The sequence below is a fragment of the Legionella birminghamensis genome, from assembly GCF_900452515.1.
In the GTDB taxonomy this organism is placed as follows: Bacteria; Pseudomonadota; Gammaproteobacteria; order Legionellales; family Legionellaceae; genus Legionella_C; species Legionella_C birminghamensis.
Window position 1 is genome coordinate 908,838 of the sequence record NZ_UGNW01000001.1, and the last position, 20,799, is coordinate 929,636.

The window sequence follows — 20,799 nt, forward strand, 5'->3', positions numbered from 1 at the left end:
GCAGAGATGGAATTTTTTAATCCAAATTCAAATGTCGATTTCATGGGAGCCAGGAAATGGACCGCTATCTTCTCGGCTCTTATTTTTATCCTGTCCATTGGCGCTTTAATTGTCAACGGCTTGAAATGGGGACTTGATTTCACCGGTGGAACACAAATTGAAGTGTCTTATCCCCAGGCGGCGGATTTGAATCAGATCCGCGAAAACCTTTATCAGGTTGGATTTAAAGAAGCGCAGGTAGTCAGTTACGGTACCTCCAAGGACGTATTGATAAGCATTGCCCCGCGAGCGGATATGGAGCAATCGGTTCTGGTTGATAAGGTGATGTCCCAACTTCCCGGCGCCACCAGGCAGCGTGTGGATTTTGTGGGACCGCAGGTCGGCGAAGAGCTGGCAACCAAGGGTGCTTTAGCCATTGTCGTTTCATTGCTAGCCACCATGATTTATATTGCCATGCGTTTTGAGTATCGCCTCGCTGTAAGTTCGGCTGTGGCTTTGATTCATGACCCTGTGCTGATTTTGGGGGTGTTTGCCCTGTTTGGCATTGAGTTTGATTTGAAAGCCCTTGCTGGCCTGTTGGCCGTAATTGGCTATTCCCTCAATGACACTATTGTCGTATTTGACCGGGTGCGGGAGAACTTTATCAAGATTCGCAGAGCCTCGCCTCTGGAAATTATGAATATTTCCATCAATCAGACATTATCCCGAACAATAATGACTTCATTGCTGACCTTATTCGTTGTCGTTGCTCTTTTTGTATATGGTGGAGAAACCATTCATGGTTTCGCTCTGGCATTAATTATCGGTATTCTGGTAGGTACCTATTCTTCTATTTATGTAGCAGGGGCTCTGGCTGTTATGATGGGGCTCGACAGGAAAGATTTTCTACCCTCTCAGCGTAAAGAATTGGATGATCGCCCCTGATTCAAGGGGGGCACACCAATATGAAGAGGAGTAAATAGTTCTTAATAACAATAGGAAGGGACTCAGATGAAAAAAGCTGATCTGGAAAAACACACTAGAGAGTATTACAAAAGTATTGGCTGGTTGGATATCAGAAGGAATGTAAAAGCTGAAGGCAAAATGAAGAAGCTTAACAATTTCGTTGCTGCTCTTAATCCAGATACTGAGCTCACTGCGGCTGAATTGAAAGAATTAGCTGGCATTCTCCTTCTCAAGCTGAAAGGGCGCGAAGCCATTCTGGAGGATAAAAACCCTAAGGAAAAACCTCAGAAAAGTCTTTTAGCGTTTAAAGCAATCGCTGATGAGGTCTTCGGAGACTATAAGGTTCTCACCTCATTAGATGAAGCCACATTAATGGATGACGTTCTGCTCCTATGTTCTCAACATAAAAGCCATGCACTTGAATTTGCGAAAATATTAAATAATCTTAATAGAAACGCAGGCCCCTCTGCATTCCAAAGGCTTCGAAAAGACATTCCTGCCGCAATACCGGAACCAGATAAATTATTAAACTTCTACAAACTCGCTTTCGAGAAGGCAAGTCACTCAATTACGTTTGAAGATTATTTGCTGCTTCACGAAAATCTGGTAAAAGCTTCGATTCAAATTGACCCCGAAACATTATTTGGGATTGATATACTCCATGTGCGAAATATAAGGGCTTTAATTGAGGGAATGCTCCCGCTTTTCAAAGCTGCAAACTGGGACATTAGTCCCTATCTTGGTTTGGCATATCAAAGCGGAGAAAGAAGCGCTGAACTTCACAAAACGATAGCAGCACTTTTTGATATGCAGCTGGAAGCAAACCTCCGTAAATCACTGGTGGATTTTCTGTTTAAATACCCAAACCTGCCTGTCTCTGTGATTTTGAAGGCTGCTGAACAAGCTCAGAATGAAGCGGTTAGTGCTGAAGTGAATAAGGCAATTGCTGCTTTTGCGGCGATGAATCTTGAAGAGGCAGTTCATACACCATTACTAAATGCAATGCTATCTAATCCAAAAGCCAGTTACGCAGGCGTTGTACAAGTGGCAGAGCAGTTTAAAGCCAGTAATAATAATAACGCATTAACGGAAAAAGATATTGCTGCCATAGGCCAGTTTGGAGAGCCTTTACTGAGGCTAATGCAGAAATTGTCAGCGAGTAAACAATCATCCGCTGCTGAATCCTCTGCGAGTCTACTGAAGCCGGAGAACCTGGCGCTTGTCATACAAAATGCCCCTTGTGTCCGATCGATTCTTCAGGCTTGCCTGTATTTGGAAAAACTGGACAAACTGGATCAGAATAATTTTGACAAGCTTTTCAAAAATCCTCGTTCCGCGCACCTGATTGTAATGTCCTTGTATGGAAAAGAGCAGTGTGAAGCAGCCACTGACACGGCACTAATCGCTGAGATTGAAAAAGATAGCAAATCACTTAGGGATGAGGCCAGGGCATTGCATCTTTCACAAGCGGTACAGCCAAAACAGACTGAAGAACTTAAACGAATTCGCCAAAAACTGAATTTCTTTGCGCAGGATGGGGGAAGGCTGGATAAATTCAGTGAACAACTGATGAAAGAGGCAATATTGGCTGCGCCGAGTCTCGCACAGCAGGAGACAGTTGTGGCAGAGGAGCGTTCCATGAGTCCTGGAGTTTGAGAAAGTTAGCCCATAGCTCTCTACACCAATGCATCAGCAATCGAATCCCCGCGGCAACGACCGCGGGGCCCATGTTTGGTGGTCAAACAAGCTCTTCAGATGAATCCAATGTTGCCGAAAATAGCAATTAAAAGCAGTTAGGAAGTCTTTCAAATATTATCCTTAAATTAGCAAAACTGATATTCCAAATAGGCTTCGTGTGGGCCCCGCGGTCGCTGCCGCGGGGATTCGATTGCATGGCCCCAGGAGTAGGGCACGAAAATGAAGTGAACTCACATGCTCTACTTTCCGTGGCTTGTCCACGGAATCCAGAATTAAAGCTCTGTAACCTCTACGTTTTTCCATTAAACGCAGCAGTGAGGATTATGGTCCGGCCGGCCCGGCATACTCAGGTTCTGGTGTTACATCAGCCTTCGGAGCAGGTTGGCGTTGTTCCTGGTTACGTTCTTTGAATGATTTAAAATTAGACATTACTTGCTGCATATTTTCTTCTTTGCCTAATTTGTATTTATTTGACCAGTCAGTAAATTTTTCAATCATTATGCCGATGGCAAGGCGAAATCCTTTAGGTTTGTTTTCCTTTTCAAGCATAACCCCCTGTACAGCTTTTGTGTGCGTAGTACCATGCTCCTGAAGAGTCTTTAAAATAGACAAGTCCGTTTGTTTTGCTGTTTTTTCACTTAACTGGATTGACTCAAAGATGGCTTTCTTATCTTTTTCAGGAAGATTTTTCTCAATAGTGTCCGCCAGGAGAGTGACTAAATTGGGCTGGTTCGTTTTTATCGCTTGCAAGGTATAACGAAGAAGCTGCTCAGCACTGAGTTTTTGGTTGGATTCCAAAACCTTGTTGAGCAATAGAGACACAGGCCCTTCGTTATTGGCCCCATATTTACCATTTACTTCAATGGCCGATCCAATGGCATCACGGCCAGACTGTGTGTTTTTCTTCAGGATTGCTTTGGCCAATTCATCCACAGGCATTGAGTCATACATGGCCAGCACTTTTTTTACGATACCCGGATCCGATCCTGCTATTGCCTTGTGGATGTATTCACTGGCTTTCTCGTTGCTAAATAATTTTTTAAAGTTTTCCTGGGTTTCAGGCCGCTCAGCCAGTAATGAAAAAACCCTGTGTGCTCCTCCGTCAATACTCTTATCCACCATTAGCTCAATATTGCTATTTATTCGGTTAGGCAGCTTTTCAATTGCCGCTGTTAATATATTTACGCTGTCACATTGGGCTGCCCCGAACACCAATCCAACATCCATCGCCGAGAGGGCCTCAGCCCGTGCATCACCCTCCAAATCAATCACTTTATTTAATAGCAGGTTGAATGTTTCGGTATCATCATAACCCCCCAGCCCAAATACGAAGTAAAATTGGGTGAACTTTCCATCCATTCTTTCTGTCGCCGCAGTAAGATTGATATCCTTGTAAATTTCCTGCATGGTTGGAAGAGGCGGTTCACGCGTTTTACTCATACTTTCTTTGTTTCGTACAATTTCTACACTAAATCCATAATCACCTTTCCAAACGTATTTGCTGGTGATGTGATCGAGCAAAGCGTCAGAACTTTCAAAATCCTGGAAACCGGCGTGGTCATTGGGATCAGCAAGCCGGTATTTATTATCAGCCGTTACAGACACGCTCATGGTATGGGTAGGCGTACTTAAGATCATCGCCTCATCCTTTTGCAGGTGAAGAGATTCCATGGTTTTTTTCCAGGTATCTGTAGAGGCAATCATATTGAATTTAAGTATCCCCTCACCGGGTACCTCTAACATTGAGAAGGCATCCCTTTGTTTCTGCCTGCTGAAAACTTCGGGCGCATGGGACTTAAGAACCTGCATGACAAATTCGTTTAATTCATTTAAGGATTTATCGCCACCCTGGAGCGTTTCGTTCGATATTTGATCCAGCATTTTGTAATAATCATTTTCACGGCCTTCCAGGACATATTTACAGCGAAGTACCGACAGGCCATGGCACATTCCTTCCGAGCTCATGCGGAATGGCAAATCTTGACTTTCAAAATAGGTATTTAAATTTCTTATCAGCTTTCCCTGCCCTCGTTCGACTGTCTCTGGCATACAACAACCCCTAAAATTAAAGAAAATCAGAATAAGAGAAAAGCACATTGTTCCAATGTTATTCTAATTATAGGAGAGTTTCTGAATTATGCTGGCTTGCTGATAAATGGGTAAACCACCATTTCGAACCTTATGGAGCCATTGAATTTTAATGCGTTGTACAAGAAGTTCTGGCAAAATAACAAGGCACATTTTCCATCCAAAAAGGATTTTTATGAAGGGCTTAACTATCTGGTCTGTGTTGCTGGCATTTATCGTGTCGTTGAATTTTTACATCAAAGACGAACCATTCCCTCCTGATGAAGAAGATATTCCCTGTTTATCCATTACTCGGGCATTCGTTTAATTCATTCCGGTGGGATGCCAGCAAGAAACGCATTTTCGATCTGGTCTTTCGCTGGTAGGGGAGCCAGTAGGTTATTTATCCAGCAATAAATCGTCTACTTTGGCTGCGCAGATGAAATCATTTGTCGTTAATCCATTTAATGCATGGGTAGTAAACGTCATATGGCAGTAATTATAGCCAATTTCCAAATCAGGGTGATGGTTTTCAACATTGGCTATCCAGGCCACTGCATTAACAAATGCCATGGTTTCGTAAAAATTGTTAAATGAAAAAGAGCGGCGTATGGCCTGATGCTCTTTAACGACCTGCCAATGTTCGTGTAGCTGCGAAAGTAGATTAAGGGTTTGATCTGCTTGTAGCGCTTGTCCTATGCCTTCACAGGACTCACAGTGTTTTTGACGTAATTCACTAGTCATATGGTTTCCTTAGTTTCCTTATTAGCTGATAAGCACACTGGCAATGCAGCGAGCAGGCGTGCGTTCTGTTCTTTAGTGCCAATGCTGATCCTCAGGTGGTTTGGTAAAGCGTAGGGGGTCAGCGGCCTGACAATAATACCATGATGAAGCAGAGCCTGGTAAACAGATAATGCATTTTGTCTGCAATCAACGGTGAGAAAATTGCAGGAAGATGGCAGGCAGGGTAGATTCAGGCCTCTGAACCCGCTTTGTAATTGCTTCATTCCAAAGCTATTCACCGCCAAAGTTTCAGCGACAAAGTTCTGATCGGCGAGCGCTTCAACTCCAGCGAGCATGGCGGCTTGATTCACAGCGAAAGGTAACTGGACGCGCAACAAAATTTGAATAATATCGGGATGGGCTATCGCATAGCCAAGCCGTAATCCCGCCAGTCCATAAGCTTTTGAAAAGGTTCGGGTAATAATTAAATTAGTGTATTTCTCTAGTAATCGGGTTGAAGCAAGCTGTGCATTTGTATAGGCAAACTCATAATAAGCTTCGTCAAGAACCAATAGCGTTGAGCTGGGGATAGAGGCCAGCAAGCGTTCAATTTCCTGCAGGTCACATAACAAACCGGTTGGATTATTAGGATTAGCGATAAAAATTACTGCAGTATCATCCGCTGCCCATTGTATTAACCCATCGATATCAACTTCCCACTGATTAATGGCGGGGCAAATACGCGTTGGAATCCCAAGGGTCTGTGCCTGGATCTGGTAGGAAATAAAGGCATGCTGATGGGTTAAAACCTGTTTGCCTGAATGGAGAGCAAAAGCGGTCATCACCGTATTGAAAAGTAAATCGGAACCATTGGACAAGGTCAGCATGGCCTCTTCGATACCTAAATGATTTGCCAGATGGTGTCGTAAAGGATGTATGCCCGGGCTGGGGTAAGTGGCAACAGTGGTATTATTTAGTCTTGCCAGTATCTCACGTACCTGGGGGCTGCAGCCAAGCGGATTCTCATTGCTGGCTAGTTTAATGATATTATCAATCCCCGATTCGCGAGCGAGTTCTTCTATGGACTTACCCGGAACATAGGGTTGAAGCGTTCTGATTCCTGGATGAGGAAGTGCGAAATAATCACAAGCCAAAAGACTCTCCCTGTTCGTGTCTAAAAAAACATATTTACCCAAGTGAACCTGAATTGCAACTCGTATCCACTTATTCCCCAGCCTCAGATTGTCTGGCCGGCCTGGAAGAGTTAATTTAATTGTAATACATAATTAGGGCTGCTATGCGCTAATCGCCCTTATTTTACATCTGATCTTGAATAAAATGCCCAGGAAAGATACTCTTCCCACGCAAGTTAACCTCATGGATAGAAAACATGGAAATAAACAAAGGATTCTCTTTGCTTGAAATCCTCATCGCTCTTTTATTGGTTGGTTCTGGCTCAGTGGGGCTTTTCACTGCCCTTTGGCATAGTTCACACCAGCTTAATGAGTCACTGGGCCAATTTTCTCAATTTATTATTAATATTAATCAGCAGGAAGGCAGAGGACTGTCATGAGCTTTCAGCAAGGGATTAGCCTGATTGAATTATTGATTAGTTTATTTATATCAAGCCTGTTGTTAGTGCTTATCAATCAGCAGTATATTAACACCAGTCAGCAATACGCCCAGTTCCAGTCAATAATTAATCAAAAAAATGATTTGCAAATGCTTATCCAGTTGCTGAGGGATAGCTCGAGGCGCAGTGGGTTTAGCCCTTGCGGAAATATTGAAGGGCTTGTTACTCGTGATCTGAAGGCCATACACATTGATGATGAGAAAAAAGAATTACGTTTATCGCGTATGAGCGAATTGTTTTCTCGCTTATTAGAAGATAAGGGCAGGACTATTCTGCTGGAGAAAAACACGAGAATAAGAGCGGGGGACACCCTTATAATTGCAGATTGCTTTCATGCAGAAACGCATAGGATTAAGCAGAGCCAGGCAAACTCTGTCGGCCAGGTGCTCGAACTTGAGCAGCCGCTTATTTATCAATATCAGGATCCCGTTTACGCCGGCCTTTGGATAGAAGAAAGCTTTTCAATAGAGAAGAACCCGCAGCAGACTTTTTCAATGTTTTATCGCTTCAATAAGAAAGAAGAACTCAGTGATTTCATAATCGGTATGAAAACGGAGCTTGTCAGAAAAAAAGCGTTACGGTTTTTAAGGATAATTCTCAAATTAAAAAATGAAACAACTGTAGAGTTATTCACAAGAGTTCGTGCTTTATGAAGAATAGTTTCCGAGGAATGATTCTGATTATTTTTTCACTCACCTTAAGTTTTATGGCCTTACTGGTAATGGCTCATATGGAATCATTGTTTCTATTTTATAAAAATATGCGCCAAATGATAGAGATCCAAGGCAAATACACTACTATGGAAACCGAGGCTGAACGGTTTCTAAAAAATAAAAATACGGCTTGTGTTTTAGCCGCGCAGGGGGCTGATGAAATAATTAAACTATTAGGTGCCCGGCATTGCAGCTTTAGTCTTGACGCGAAGAAATATATCTACCTGCTTGAAGATCTCGGAGAGTTTTCCTGTCTTAGAATCCGCAATAAATTTAGCAGCCATCATTGGCGGATTACTATAAGTGATAATGAAATACGGCCTGTTATCCTGCAAATTCGATATGCTGAGCCAGCTCGTCATGTCCCTTGTATCGAGAGTAATTCAAGAACGATAGAGGAGGGGGTACAAAGCTGGCGCTTGATGTGAACGAATCTATTCGAATACTCGCGGCTGCGACCCCTAGCTATCTACACAAGTGCATGAGAATTAAAAGCTATCGAATCCCCGCGGCACCGACCGCGGGGCCCACACGAAGCCAATTTAATGCTAAGGACGCTTGTTTATGACTACCTGTTAAACCCTATTTTTTTTCAACATTGAAACTTGTCTGAGGACCATACGACTTCAACAGGCATGGGCCCCGCGGTCGGTGCCGCGGGGATTCGGACGGGGAAAATATTTGTGTAGATAGTTATGAGTCTGCGCCGCGGGGATACGGTTGGTCTTGCCGCGGGTTTAACGCATCCCTGCCCACAGAACTATGCAGCTGAAGGACCGCCGTGCAGCCCGCTGCTTATATCAAGAATCTGATCTGCATCCAGTTCTGCTACCGCCTGCCGTGGTTTGGATTTGTATTCATAAATTCCGAAAGTAAGAATTTTGAGCACGATACGCGCAAACTTCTCGAAACCGCTGTGAAGGTGTGCCAATGATGGCTTATTTAAAACGGTTTCCTGTACGGCTTCCCTTAAGTCCTGATTATATTTGACCAGTAGTAAACCGGCGTGGTGAGTAATGCCAGTTTGCTGAATGGTATTGATATCTTCCTCCAGCGCAATTTGGCAGGCATTAAATTTCAAAAGTGCTGCTTCAATATCTTCCAATTGCGTTTTCTGTAGTGGACTTTGATTTTTAAGGTCAATCGAATCCCTAAATTGCTCCAGCTGCTTAATGGCCTCTGCAAGATTCTGCTGCAGTTTTTGCAAACGAGCTAGAGGCGGTAGTTCAATGTAATTTAATACTGATTTTACAGCCGATTTGACTACGGGTTTGTACTTGACCGGACATTGCGATAATTGCTCAAGCTGTCTGTTATACTCGGGTAATTCTTGCTCAATCATCTTTTGATGAGCTTTGTATTCTTTTGAGCCATAGTCTGAGTCTGAATATTGCTTTGTGCTATCCTTGTATCTTTCAGTGAGGCGATCAATTTCCTCATAGGCATCCGTAGTAAGATCGAGCAGGGTTGTCAAATTATTACCAAAAATACTGGCGCTGCTGGCTGAACGAAATAACCTGGGTGCAAACTCATTGGTTAGCTCAAGTGCACAAGCCCTCCACATCTGAGCTTTGGACCTGTCTTCAATGTGCATTTTGTTCGGATAAATCAATTTCAGCTGATTCAGTATATTCTCAACATCCTGCCGATTAACAGCCACCGAAGGGGAATCTTTTTGAACTGTACCCACTATCTTCTGGTGAAGTTCATTGGCCAGATTAATTGCCTGGCAAATCGCATGGGCTGAAACAGGCAATTGTAAGGTATCATAAATTGCTTGGAATAAATCCTCAAATTCATCCAATATCATTTTGTCTTCGATAGGGCCTGGCATCCCCGGAGTGGAAAATTCAATGCCTGAAGAAAATTGGGAGTTCAAGTCAATAACCGATTCAACGATCGGTGCGTCATCTTTAATAACTACAGGTGTTTTATCTTCGGGTACCAGAACAGGTACGACAGGAGATGGCAGAGGCTCTTTGGGACTGCTATGGAAAAAAGTCTGTCTGGGAAGCGGTTCAGGTGAAGATGGCGCTACTAAGACAAAGTCATCTTCCTCTTTTGGCGGCTCTTCTGCAACCAGCTCAACAGGCTTCATTATTTCATTGACCATGGTATTCAGTTCGGAATCGCCAGGCAAAATATAGGTTTTTTTCTCATGGCGAAGCTGAAGGCGAATTTTTACTGCAGCAACGATTTCGGGGGAATCCTCACCGGCAAACTCGGGAATATGCGTCAGAATCGCTTCTAATTGCGAATGAGGCTTCGGATCAATAACCTGAAGGGCTAAATCTTTGGGCATATGAAGTAAAAGCTTATTGAACTTCACTACCTGTGCTGCGAGTAAATCAAGTGTTTTCAATTCATCGTTAGTGTCAAGGCCCGCTGATAACCCCTCATGCATTAGTCGAATATGCTGCTTGAGAAGTTCAAACCCTAAAAGGGTGATATCCGGGTCATCTCTGAATAGTTTAACGACATATTTAAGACGCGAGTCCGCCTCTTTTTCATACCTGACCCGTTCGGAAGCGTTCGCAGTTCTTTCCCAGTGTCCGCCATCACCGGCACCCTGAATTCCTCCCTCATGATAAACATCAATCGAGACAATGCTGTTTTTTGCTTCCAGTCTTTTGGGCTTTTCACCTTGGCGATGATAAGTAAATGTAATCCCTAAGGGCTCAGCAATATAGGCAGAGACATGATGGGGATCAGCTGAATCATAGCGGTTCTGTAATTGGGGCTGTGGTTCACTTATCTCAGTAATATGCCCATTTAAAGCGGCTTCATCTTCAAAAAATGCGGGTAAATCCGCATTCGCTTTCATGGAGCCCGCCATAAAGCGCCGTAGAACCGGGCCTAAGAGAATTTGCTGATCAAAAGGATTATATTTTTGTAAAAGATTTGACAGTTGAAGCCAGGATAATTCCTCGCCTTCCAGATAATAATCAGCAAAGGTTTTCTTCAAACGCTCATAGGCATCGTCCAGCTCAGGTATGCTGCGGCTACTGTCACTGCCACGCTGGATGCATTCTGCAACAATTTCAGGTGTTAGAAAATGCATAGGACAATTATTTAATTTCGCTGAGATCTTGGGCTGAGACATGGCTTTTCTAAATTTGGACATATGTTATAAAAATAACACAGTTTGGGGGTGCATATCAACTCTGGCATGCATGTATTATTACTAATGCCTGGGAACTGTGCTTTATGCGTGAGAGACCTAAACATATCCGTTCGGCCTGAGGAGCCGCTTTAGCGGTTTCTCGAAGGCATCAGTGAAGACCTTCGAGACGGAGCCATGCTCCTCCTCAGGCCGAACGGTTCTGATCTAATCTGAATTGGTAATCAGGAACAAGTCGCAGGAATTATCTTAAGGCTTTGTAGTGGTCTGAGTCGATGTTCCTGTGCCCTGTTGTGTTATTTGACGGGGCGAAGCGATCATTTGCATAATTCCCAGATCACCTGTAATTTTACGGCCAATCACTAAGTAAACAGACAAGGGCTGTGTCAGTTTTTCTTTGTCATTCTGATACACCACCTGTAAAGGGAATGTAATTTTCCATTGATTGTCTTTAGTCTCAATGACTTGCTCCTGACCATCAATCATACTGCTTACCATCAGCTTCTGCGCTTTGATTGCTTGCAAATTGCCTGACTTGGTTAGTGCATCATTAAAACTTTGCCAACCCTGATCGGTATAGCAGTTTTTCAGTGAAGCGAGCTGCTGATCAATTGTATTAAAGTCAAAATCAAAGGATTGCTGTAATGCTTTGGAGGCCCATTTAATTACCAATGCTTGCTCAATCTGGGTTGTTTCGGCCGGGATTCGATAATTGCAGTCAATTACCTGAGGTTTGACTGTTGCCGGGACGGTAGTCGTTTGAGTTGTCTGGCCGGCAGGAACTACTGTAGGCTGGATTGTGCTGTTAGTCGGTGAACTGGTAGTAGTTGCCGGGGAAGTTGGGGTTTTGGTTGGCGTAGTCGCTTGATTGGGTGTTTGGGTAGTTTGTGTTGTAGTAGTGGTCGTGGTCTGGATTTTTACGGCTGGATTAGTCGTTTGTTTGGGTTGTGTCGTGTCTGTTGTGGTCTGCCCGTTCTGATTAGCGCTTGTAGTCTCTGGCTGTGTTGTTTGTGCAGCTACAGGTTGAGTTAAAATAGCAGAAGGCTGGTTATCTGCATACGTAGTTGCACACATTAAGGATAACACGCTGCCGCACAACAATAATTTTTTCATTCATCGACTCCTTGCAATAAAATTCACAACTTAAAGGCTGGTTATTTTGCATAATGGTGTAAATCAAACCATATTTCAATCATTAACAGACTTAAATCAACAGGTTAGATTACTATCTTACAATTCATGATTTTGCGCAACAGCGCCGAGAGTTCAAGTCAAAATTAATCTCGCCTGAGAGTCATCATCAGATTGCATACTATTACGTGCTTCCTTTTAATCGGTCTGTTATTATTCGATTATTTCAAAATTCAGGGGCAGCCTGACAAGCAAGGATAACTTATGTATCTGATTACAGGAGGCGGTACTGGCATTGGACGGGCTCTGGCGCTCGCATTGGCTGAGAGGCAAAAGGATGTGCTGATTGTCGGACGGCGCGTTGAGGTACTGGCATCAACAGCCAGTCTTTCAGAGCGAATTTCCTTTTTTCAATGCGATGTCTCCAAAGAAGAGGATCGCAGGCAGCTGTTAAGCCATCTGCAAACGATCGAAAATCTGGACGGACTGGTGCATAATGCCGGTGTCATTACACCGATTGAACCTATTCAAAGGATTACTGAAAGCGCCTGGAGCCGCTTCATTGCAACCAACCTGAATGCCCCTCTTTTTTTATCACAATTGCTTTATCATAAACTAGATAAGGGAAGAGTTCTGCACATCGGTTCAGGAGCTGCCTATTTTCCAGTTGCAGGGTGGTCAGGTTATTGCGTATCCAAAGCGGCGCTGGCCATGCTGACACGCTGCTGGCAACTCGAAGAAAAGGGCATTGCCTTTGCCAGCGTGATGCCGGGTATTATTGACACGCCTATGCAGGCTGTCATTCGTGAAGCTGATCATATGGAAGATGAAAAGCAGGATTTCTTCAAAACACTAAAGACAGAAGAACGTTTGCTGGATCCCATGACAGTTGCCTTATTTTTAACCTGGTTATTAATTGATATTCCAAAGGATCAATATGTCGGGCAAGAATGGGATATTTACGACAGCAGCCATCACTCAGCCTGGTTAAAACCTCCCCATACAGTGCCTCACTGGGAATAATATGAGTGTTATCATATTAAAAAATGCATTGTTACTCGACTCTGATGGGCTAGAAGTCAGCGGGCAATCGATTGTTATTATAAAAGACAGGATTGCCTGGTGTGGAAATGATGAATCCCTGCCGGAACAGTTCAGGCAAAGCGATGCGCTGGTAGAGGACTGTCAGGGACAATTGGTAACCCCCGGTTTAATAGACTGCCACACCCATCTGGTCTATGCAGGCGATCGCTCCAGAGAGTTTAAGCGAAAGCTTGAAGGGGCAAGCTATGCAGAAATTGCAAAAGAAGGGGGCGGCATTGTATTCACAGTCGCCCAGACGAGAAAGGCATCTTTGGAAGAACTGATTGAGCAATCGTTGCCACGTTTGCTTTCATTGTGCTCTGAAGGTGTTACCAGCGTTGAAATCAAATCGGGCTATGGTCTGGATCTGGACTCTGAAATTAAAATGCTGCGGGCGGCAAAACAGTTGCAGCAGTTAAGCGGCATGCGAATTAAAACCACTTTTCTGGGGGCGCATGCAGTACCTCCCGAGTATAGGCAGAACAGCCAGGGCTATGTCGATTACCTCTGTGCTGCTGTCCTGCCTGCGGTAGCCGAGCAGCAATTGGCGGATGCAGTCGATGTTTTCTGTGAATCCATTGGCTTTAACCTCGCTCAGGCCGAGCAGATTTTTAGGGCTGCCCAAAATCATAATCTGGCCATTAAATGCCATGCGGAACAGCTTTCCAATCTCGGGGCAAGCCGATTAGCGGCCAGTATGAAGGCCTTATCCTGTGATCATCTGGAGTATCTGGATGAAGAGGGGGCAGAAGCCTTGGGCAGGAACAATACCGTAGCTGTGCTTCTGCCAGGTGCGTTTTATTTTCTGGGAGAACAAAGGAAGCCGCCAGTTGAGCTTCTGCGCCAGCATCAGGTCAATATGGCAATTGCAACGGATTGTAATCCCGGCTCATCGCCGACAGCGTCTTTATTGCTTATGATGAGCATGGCCTGTCGATTTTTTTCCCTGACTGTCCCTGAGGCGCTAAAGGCAGTTACAGGAAATGCAGCAAAAGCCTTGGGTATTCATCGGGAAACTGGCATACTTGCCGCTGGTTTTGCAGCGGATCTTGTTCGCTGGTCAGTGAAAGATAGTGCTTCGCTGTGTTATTACTTTGCTTACCCCCTTTCTCATAAAACAATGATTGGCGGAAAATGGCTAGAGCAATAGAGGAATCGTTATGAAAAGAATAGTTCAATTGCTGATGGGATTGACTCTGATGACTGGAATTGCATTAGATGCACTGGCGTCAGTTAAAACAGTTACAATCAAGCAGGAAAACGCAAAACTGGTTCTGGATATTAACTATCCCCAGGGCTATGCAAACAATACGATAAACCAGCAGATTGAACGCTTTATTAACAAACAGAAAGAAGCCATCTTGGAGATAAACAAACAGGATAATTTATCTGCAGATATTCCGGGTAAAAACGGTATATACATCAATTACGAAACAAAATTTGCGCGGAATAATCTTCTCAGTCTGGTATTCACTGTTTCCAGCAATACGCGCGGGGCTGCCCATCCTGCCAACAGCATTAAAACCTTTAATTACTACAATGGCGTGGCGCTTGATTTTGACTCCCTGTTTACAACAGGCAGTGATGCGGCAAATCAAATAGCCAAATTCTGCCATGATCATTTCGTAAAACTTGGCCGTTCCGATGAAAACTGGATTAGTGAAGGCACAAAAGCAACTGCAGAAAATTATAGAAGCTGGTATTTCACAAAATCGGGTCTGATGGTTGTGTTTGATACTTATCAGGTCGCTGCCTATGTGTATGGGCCGCAGAAAGTCCTTCTTCCCTATTCAATGATTAAGCCCTGGGTTAAACCCGAAATCGCCAAGGCGGCATGGGGTAGTGCATGACCAAACCAGCTGTGAAAGAGAAACAGGAACCCTATATTGCCGAGCTAACCCTGCGCAGTATTTTATTGGCCGTATTTTTAACCATCCTGCTAGCGATGTCCAATGCCTATCTGGCGTTAAAATTAGGGATATTGACTTCGGCATCTATTCCAGCGGCAATTATTTCAATGGGAATTTTGCGTTTTTTTAAAAATGCCACCATTCTTGAAAACAATGCGGTGCAGACCGCCGCCTCCGCAGGGGAAGCTGTAGCGGGAGGGATTGTTTACACTATCCCGGCATTGATCATCATCCACTATTGGCATCATTTTGACTATATCAATAATTTTCTGATTGCTGTATGCGGAGGCGTGCTGGGTGTTCTTTTTTCAATTCCCTTACGCCGCGTCCTTGTGAATGAACCCATTTTAAAATTTCCGGAAGGCAGGGCAATTGCTGAGGTGTTGAAATCATCCAGAAGCTCTGGAATCCGCGAGATTTTTCTAGGCGGAGCCGTAGGTGGATTAATTGAATTATTCCAGATGGGATTTAAGCTGATTGCCAGCAGTTGGAGCTTCTGGTTTGTGGCCAAGCGTTCCATCTTCGGTTTTGGCGCTGGTTTTTCCGCCACAATGATCGGCGCAGGATATTTGGTGGGCTATGAAATGGCCATCAGTATTTTCATCGGCTCTGTCTTGTCCTGGCTGATTGCACTGCCCATTGTCAGTCGATTTTATCCCGAATTTCTGCACCAATACCCGGTAGATCAAGCTGCAGGCTTTCTCTGGGACAGCGAAATGCGTTATCTGGGAATTGGTGCGATGCTGTTTGCCGGTGTCTGGACATTCCTTAAACTAATAAAACCATTGATAAAAAGCATTGCAATTTCCTTCGATGCCTTTGTCAGCAACAACCGCAGGGACAATGCCCTGCCAAGAACAGATCGCGATATTCCACTACCGTTTTTATTAATTGGGATCATGCTGGTATCGGGTGTGCTCTTTTTCTTTTTTCAATATATTTTTCCTACGGAAGCGGTTGGGTTTACAGAGGATTATGCGCCGGGACTGGCGTTTGCAGCCGTTCTGTATGTGCTTATTGTTGGGTTCCTGTTTTCAGTAATGACCGGTTATTTCTCTGGCATGGTCGGAGTGACTGCCAGCCCCGGGAGTTCGGTGGTTATTGCCGGCATGCTATTCGCTGCTTGGGTTTTATTAACGTTTATCAATAAGGCACTGCCCTTACCGTTTACTGAAGATCAAATCAAGGCCGCAGAAGCGATTACCATTATTATCGGTTCAATAGTGACGGGAATTGCTGCCATTGCCAATGATAATACCCAGGATTTGAAAGTGGGGCAGTTAGTGGGTGCCACTCCCTGGCGTCAGCAGGTGATGCTGCTTTTAGGTGTCATCGTTTCATCACTGGTTATTCCTCCGGTGATGCAGTTGCTTTTTGATGTTTATGGGATTGCCGGAGTGATGCCGCGGGCTGGAATGGATCCAGCCTTATCCTTACCGGCTCCAACAGCTGCGCTGATGGCTGCGATTACCGAAGCAGTTTTCAGGAATACCCTGCCATGGACGATGATGTTAATCGGATGCGCAATTATTCTCCTGATAATCATTATTGATAAAGTGTTTAAAATACACCGTGTCATTCGATTGTCTATTTTAGGGATCGCGATTGGTATGTATCTTCCCATAGCTTCTTCCTTTCCCTTGTTTCTCGGGGGCTTGGTTTATATGCTGGTTCAATGGTCACTCAAGCGTAAAAAAGTGGGAGATGAGGAAAAGAAAGAGCGCAAGCAAATCGGTATCTTGCTGGCTTGTGGACTGGTCGCTGGTTCAGCTATCGTCGATGTGTTACTGGCAATTCCATTCTCCATCCTGCATTCACCGGATGCTTTGAAATTGGTGGGAGAGGGTTGGCATAATTATGGGGTGGTCCTGGGAGTTCTTTCGACTATCCTGTTGGCATTATGGATCGAGCGTCGAGTTTGCCGCTCTGCAAAAACTGATTGATTGACTATGAATAAATCTTCCCTGACAGGGATTCACAAATACCAATTGGATACTCCCTGTCTTGTTATTGATAAGAAAAAGCTGGAATATAACCTCGCATATATGCGGGAGCACTGCCTGCGCCAGGGTATTCAGTTAAGGCCGCATTGTAAAACACATAAATGCTCCCGTCTGGCAGAAATGCAGATGGATTACGGCGCTGCCGGCCTTTGCGTTGCAAAAGTCAGTGAAGCCTTAGTGCTTGCCCGTAATGGAATGGACCATATCCTTATTACTTCACCGGTGGTTAGCAACTATAAAATTCAGCAACTGATGATGTGTCATCAATTGTGTTCCAGCTTGACTGCGGTGGTGGATAATAAAGAGAACATTAGGCAGTTAAATAACGCAGCTCTCATTACAGGGAAAGCACTGTCGGTGCTGATCGATGTTAATTCCGGAATTGGCCGCACTGGAGTCAATCCTGAAGATGCTTTGGCCTTGGGCCAGTTCGTTCAGCAGATGCCAGGGCTTCGATTAGGCGGTATCCAGTGTTATGCTGGAAATCTGCAGCATCTGATGCTTTATGCGGAACGGAAAAATAAATCGCTTGCCGTTATGGAAATGGCCAGTGAATTACTGCGTCAATTCAGAAATGCAGGTTTGCCCTGCCCGATCCTAACTGGAACAGGAACTGGAACCTTTGATATTGATTGCCAGGCTTCAGAGGTGACCGAGATTCAACCGGGATCTTATACGGTGATGGACGTTCAATATACTGAGATTGCTTCGGCTGCTGATAATCATTTAAGCCCCTTCCAACCCGCCATGACGCTGTTAACGACTGTTATCAGCAGTAACCAAAGCACCCATGTAACAGTGGATGCGGGCACCAAAGCCTTATACGTAGATCGTTGTAAACCGGTTATCATCAATCGCCCTGGGCTGGAGTATGATTGGGCGGGTTTTGGCGATGAGCATGGCCGCGTTTATTCGCCAGTCAATGCCCCTTTGCCGAAAAATGGAGATGTGTTGGAATTAATCGTTCCCCATTGCGATCCTACTATCAATTTGCATGATCATTTTAATATTATTGAGAATGATGTGGTGGTTGATGTTTGGGAAATTGATATGCGAGGGAAGTGCCAATAAGTGTTTTAAGCAGGATTGCTTTTTAAATAACCTAGTCGCTTAACAAGGAGTGTGAAGTGAAAACGGTAGTATATGATTTAATTGATGGTGATCTGAAACTATGGAGCCATGAACGGGAAATACAAGATACCTACCCGATTGACAGTCTGGTTAATGGTGAGAATAAAGAAATTTTGTACCGCTTTGCCCTGACTATTCATACAAATCGTGGCGGCGGTGAATTCTATACCTCTACGGACACTTTTAGGTTTCTGAAAAATCCAGCAATACTTCTTCAGTTTAATCTTCCTGAAGCCCTTCAGCAGGCAGTTACGGAAGACGTTATTTATCGCGACAATGATATAAACCCCCGCCATTTCGGCCAGTCAAATGAGTTCTGGACTGGCAGATCCAGTATAAGAGAGATCTTTGCACCGGCAAACTTTGCTGGTTTTTGGTACAAGCCTGAAGCCGACAAGGAGGATTGTTATTTTGTCTCACTGGAGGAGTTCAAACAAAGTATTGCGAGTGAGAAATCATTTGCAGAAAGAATGTTCGGCTTTTGGTCAGCTCCTCGTTTGGAACGGGGTGGAATACGGCCTGTTGAAGGAGCCTCCAGCACGTGTATTGTTTTATAGATGGCATAAACTTATTGCCTGAGTAATTCTCACAACGTCGACACGAATAGGAGAGGAGTTCAGAGTGCAGAAGAGCCGTTCGGCCAGAGGGGGGCACCGCTCCGTCTCGAAGGCTTGGCGGCGAATGATGCCTTCGAGACACCGCTAAAGCGGCTCCTCAGGCCGAACGGATTGGGCTTAAAATAGACGGGCAGTAATAATCACAAACCCCTACAATTTTTTCATCGCCTCAGTGGCCTTTACCAGCTCCTTCGTTACATTAATTTCCATCGCCGAATGCCCAGATGCATCTGCAAAAACCAGCCTGGAGTTCGGCCAGGCCTGATGCAATTCAAATGCAGTGCTTGCTCTGGTTACCGTATCATAGCGTCCATGCACGATAATTAGCGGCAGATGATTAATCTTGCCGATATTATCCAGCAGCTGGTTTTCTTTGAGAAAGAAATGATTTTTATTATAATAAATAAACGCCTTGGCAATTCCGAGAACGAGTTTATCATCACTCAGGAGCGCGTTTAATTGTGTCTGGCCTAGTTTGATAAACGAACAGGTTAAATCATACTTCATCAGCGCCTTGGCTGCGGGCAACGCGATACCGGGATCGGTATTCATGACCAGTTGATAATACGCATCTCCCAAATCATCCCGCTTTTCTGCAGGAATAAAGTCACTAAATTCCTGCCAGGCATCGGGAAATGTATCTCGCATTCCGTATAATAATTGATTACTTTCGCGCTGGCGCCCCAAAAAAATACCGCGCAGTATAAAACCGGTCACTTTATCAGGATGGGCCTCGCCATATGCCAGTGCCAGGGCACTGCCCCAGGAGCCGCCAAATACTAGCCACTGCTTAATTTGGAGATGCTCTCGCAAGCGCTCCAGATCAGCAATCAAATCCTGGGTCGTATTTTCGCGCATCTCTCCGAAAGGCTGTGAACGTTTAGCTCCCCGCTGATCGAGAAGAATAATCCGCCAGTAAGCCGGATCAAAAAAACGCATGTCATTATCCCCGCAGCCGGCTCCAGGACCGCCATGCAGGACAACCACTGGCCTGCCTTTGGGATTTCCATATTCCGCATACCATAGCTTATGCAGGCTGCTTACGCTAAGATAATCCTCTTTATAGGGTTTTATGGCCGGAAATAAATAGGTTTCCTGGGACTGGATTTTGCTCATGGAAAAAGCCAACTGATAGCCTGTCAGAAGAATGGCGGCCAAAATAAGAGTAAACATTTTTGACATAGGTTTATCCTGCTGAGGCTGGTGATAACACGAAGGGAGATTATGAGAGAAATACCGCTTTGGCTGCAAGCATTTTTTTGGGGAGGTTTTGCGGGCTTTGCCCTGATAATCGGCGCCATGGGAGGCTATTTTTTATCGGTTTCACGGCGGGTTATTGCAGCAGTCATGGCCTTTGGCAGCGGCGTTTTGATTTCAGCCTTATCGTTTGAATTAATGGATAAAGCCTATAATATGGGAGGATTTGATTCCACATCAATAGGCTTTCTGGCTGGCGCATTAGTTTATACGGCGGCAAACTGGGTTCTTGCGCGTCAGGGCGCGAAACACAGGAAACGCGCGGGTCATCCATTGACAAAAAAACAATCGACCGACAATGGAATGGCAATTGCTGTCGGTTCTTTATTGGACGGTATTCCTGAATCCATTGCTATCGGCGTGAGTATGCTTGAGGGGGAAGCGGTTAGTGTGGTAACTGTAATTGCCATATTCCTTTCCAACATTCCCGAAGGTTTATCCAGCGCGGCAGGGATGAAAAAAGCCGGTCGGAGTGCCGCTTATGTTTTTTACCTTTGGGGAGGGATTGCTTTATTTTCAGGGATTTCTGCCTTCCTGGGCTATACAGTGTTTCAACATTTTTCCCCTGAAGTCATTGCTGCCACCATCGCGGTTGCCGCGGGGGCGATACTTACCATGCTCGTTGACACCATGATTCCGGAAGCTTTCGCAGTAGCGCATAATTTTGCAGGTCTGGTCACTGTGATGGGATTCCTGATTGCCTTTATGCTGAGTAAATTAGGAGGATAGTCAACCCCGTAGTTCTACGGTATTTTTTTATCGCACCC

The 20,799-nt window shown here is 44.7% G+C and carries 19 protein-coding genes; 13 read left to right on the forward strand and 6 right to left on the reverse strand.

Annotated elements, in window-relative coordinates; all coding sequences use genetic code 11:
- Positions 1–6 precede the first annotated feature (6 nt).
- On the forward strand, positions 7–924 hold the full coding sequence (secF, locus tag DYH42_RS03910) for a protein translocase subunit SecF (protein WP_058524846.1): 918 nt from the start codon (positions 7–9) through the stop codon (positions 922–924).
- Between the two features lie 66 nt (positions 925–990).
- Entirely contained in the window at positions 991–2,601 is a 1,611-nt protein-coding gene (locus DYH42_RS03915) for a hypothetical protein (protein ID WP_058524845.1), read from the forward strand.
- Positions 2,602–2,964: 363 nt separating this feature from the next.
- Here DYH42_RS03915 and DYH42_RS03920 read toward each other — a convergent pair whose 3' ends face one another.
- Positions 2,965–4,692: a hypothetical protein gene (locus DYH42_RS03920; RefSeq protein ID WP_058524844.1), complete on the reverse strand. Its 1,728-nt coding sequence runs from the start codon at positions 4,690–4,692 to the stop codon at positions 2,965–2,967.
- 214 nt (positions 4,693–4,906) lie between these two features.
- On the opposite strand from DYH42_RS03920, the gene DYH42_RS16845 reads away from it, so the two are divergent.
- A complete protein-coding gene (locus DYH42_RS16845) occupies positions 4,907–5,038 on the forward strand; it encodes a hypothetical protein (RefSeq protein ID WP_272946885.1) in 132 nt (43 codons plus the stop codon).
- A gap of 71 nt (positions 5,039–5,109) precedes the next feature.
- On the opposite strand, the gene DYH42_RS03925 is transcribed toward DYH42_RS16845, so the two are convergent.
- Both DYH42_RS03925 and hisC read right to left on the reverse strand, forming a co-directional pair.
- Entirely contained in the window at positions 5,110–5,454 is a 345-nt protein-coding gene (locus tag DYH42_RS03925; protein WP_058524843.1) for a 4a-hydroxytetrahydrobiopterin dehydratase, read from the reverse strand.
- Entirely contained in the window at positions 5,451–6,587 is a 1,137-nt protein-coding gene (hisC, locus tag DYH42_RS03930) for a histidinol-phosphate transaminase (RefSeq protein ID WP_058524842.1), read from the reverse strand. The genes DYH42_RS03925 and hisC overlap by 4 nt, the downstream gene beginning before the upstream one ends.
- Positions 6,588–6,823: 236 nt before the next feature.
- Between hisC and DYH42_RS03935 the strand changes: the two genes are divergently transcribed.
- Genes DYH42_RS03935 through DYH42_RS03945 form a run of 3 tightly spaced genes read left to right on the forward strand, consistent with a single transcriptional unit; the run spans position 6,824 to position 8,207 of the window.
- Positions 6,824–7,006: a prepilin-type N-terminal cleavage/methylation domain-containing protein gene (locus DYH42_RS03935; protein WP_058524841.1), complete on the forward strand. Its 183-nt coding sequence runs from the start codon at positions 6,824–6,826 to the stop codon at positions 7,004–7,006.
- The gene (locus DYH42_RS03940) at positions 7,003–7,719 is read left to right on the forward strand and encodes a PilW family protein (RefSeq protein WP_058524840.1); all 717 of its coding nucleotides are present in this window, start codon (positions 7,003–7,005) and stop codon (positions 7,717–7,719) included. The genes DYH42_RS03935 and DYH42_RS03940 overlap by 4 nt, the downstream gene beginning before the upstream one ends.
- Positions 7,716–8,207: a hypothetical protein gene (locus tag DYH42_RS03945; RefSeq protein WP_058524839.1), complete on the forward strand. Its 492-nt coding sequence runs from the start codon at positions 7,716–7,718 to the stop codon at positions 8,205–8,207. The genes DYH42_RS03940 and DYH42_RS03945 overlap by 4 nt, the downstream gene beginning before the upstream one ends.
- A 332-nt stretch (positions 8,208–8,539) precedes the next feature.
- On the opposite strand, the gene DYH42_RS03950 is transcribed toward DYH42_RS03945, so the two are convergent.
- The gene (locus tag DYH42_RS03950; RefSeq protein WP_131793016.1) at positions 8,540–10,840 is read right to left on the reverse strand and encodes a hypothetical protein; all 2,301 of its coding nucleotides are present in this window, start codon (positions 10,838–10,840) and stop codon (positions 8,540–8,542) included.
- 309 nt (positions 10,841–11,149) lie between these two features.
- On the reverse strand, positions 11,150–12,013 hold the full coding sequence (locus tag DYH42_RS03955; RefSeq protein WP_058524837.1) for a DotI/IcmL family type IV secretion protein: 864 nt from the start codon (positions 12,011–12,013) through the stop codon (positions 11,150–11,152).
- Between the two features lie 282 nt (positions 12,014–12,295).
- On the opposite strand from DYH42_RS03955, the gene DYH42_RS03960 reads away from it, so the two are divergent.
- The 6 genes from DYH42_RS03960 to DYH42_RS03985 are packed head-to-tail and all read left to right on the forward strand — an operon-like array spanning position 12,296 to position 18,715.
- Positions 12,296–13,054, forward strand: coding sequence for an SDR family NAD(P)-dependent oxidoreductase (locus DYH42_RS03960; RefSeq protein ID WP_058524836.1), 759 nt, complete (start codon positions 12,296–12,298; stop codon positions 13,052–13,054).
- Between the two features lies 1 nt (position 13,055).
- Positions 13,056–14,264, forward strand: a complete 1,209-nt coding sequence (gene hutI / locus DYH42_RS03965) for an imidazolonepropionase (RefSeq protein ID WP_058524835.1) — start codon at positions 13,056–13,058, stop codon at positions 14,262–14,264.
- Positions 14,265–14,274: 10 nt separating this feature from the next.
- Positions 14,275–14,964, forward strand: coding sequence for a DUF3298 and DUF4163 domain-containing protein (locus DYH42_RS03970; RefSeq protein ID WP_058524834.1), 690 nt, complete (start codon positions 14,275–14,277; stop codon positions 14,962–14,964).
- Positions 14,961–16,967, forward strand: a complete 2,007-nt coding sequence (locus DYH42_RS03975; RefSeq protein ID WP_058524833.1) for an OPT family oligopeptide transporter — start codon at positions 14,961–14,963, stop codon at positions 16,965–16,967. The genes DYH42_RS03970 and DYH42_RS03975 overlap by 4 nt, the downstream gene beginning before the upstream one ends.
- 6 nt (positions 16,968–16,973) lie before the next feature.
- Positions 16,974–18,098 carry a DSD1 family PLP-dependent enzyme gene (locus tag DYH42_RS03980; protein WP_058524832.1) on the forward strand — a complete coding sequence of 375 codons (1,125 nt, stop codon included), beginning with the start codon at positions 16,974–16,976 and terminating at the stop codon, positions 18,096–18,098.
- 56 nt (positions 18,099–18,154) lie between these two features.
- Entirely contained in the window at positions 18,155–18,715 is a 561-nt protein-coding gene (locus tag DYH42_RS03985; protein ID WP_058524831.1) for a hypothetical protein, read from the forward strand.
- Positions 18,716–18,925: 210 nt separating this feature from the next.
- Here the strand turns inward: DYH42_RS03985 and pip are convergent, their stop codons facing one another.
- Positions 18,926–19,957 carry a prolyl aminopeptidase gene (gene pip / locus DYH42_RS03990; RefSeq protein WP_058524830.1) on the reverse strand — a complete coding sequence of 344 codons (1,032 nt, stop codon included), beginning with the start codon at positions 19,955–19,957 and terminating at the stop codon, positions 18,926–18,928.
- Between the two features lie 42 nt (positions 19,958–19,999).
- Between pip and DYH42_RS03995 the strand changes: the two genes are divergently transcribed.
- Positions 20,000–20,761, forward strand: a complete 762-nt coding sequence (locus DYH42_RS03995) for a ZIP family metal transporter (RefSeq protein WP_058524829.1) — start codon at positions 20,000–20,002, stop codon at positions 20,759–20,761.
- The last annotated feature ends 38 nt before the right edge of the window (positions 20,762–20,799 follow it).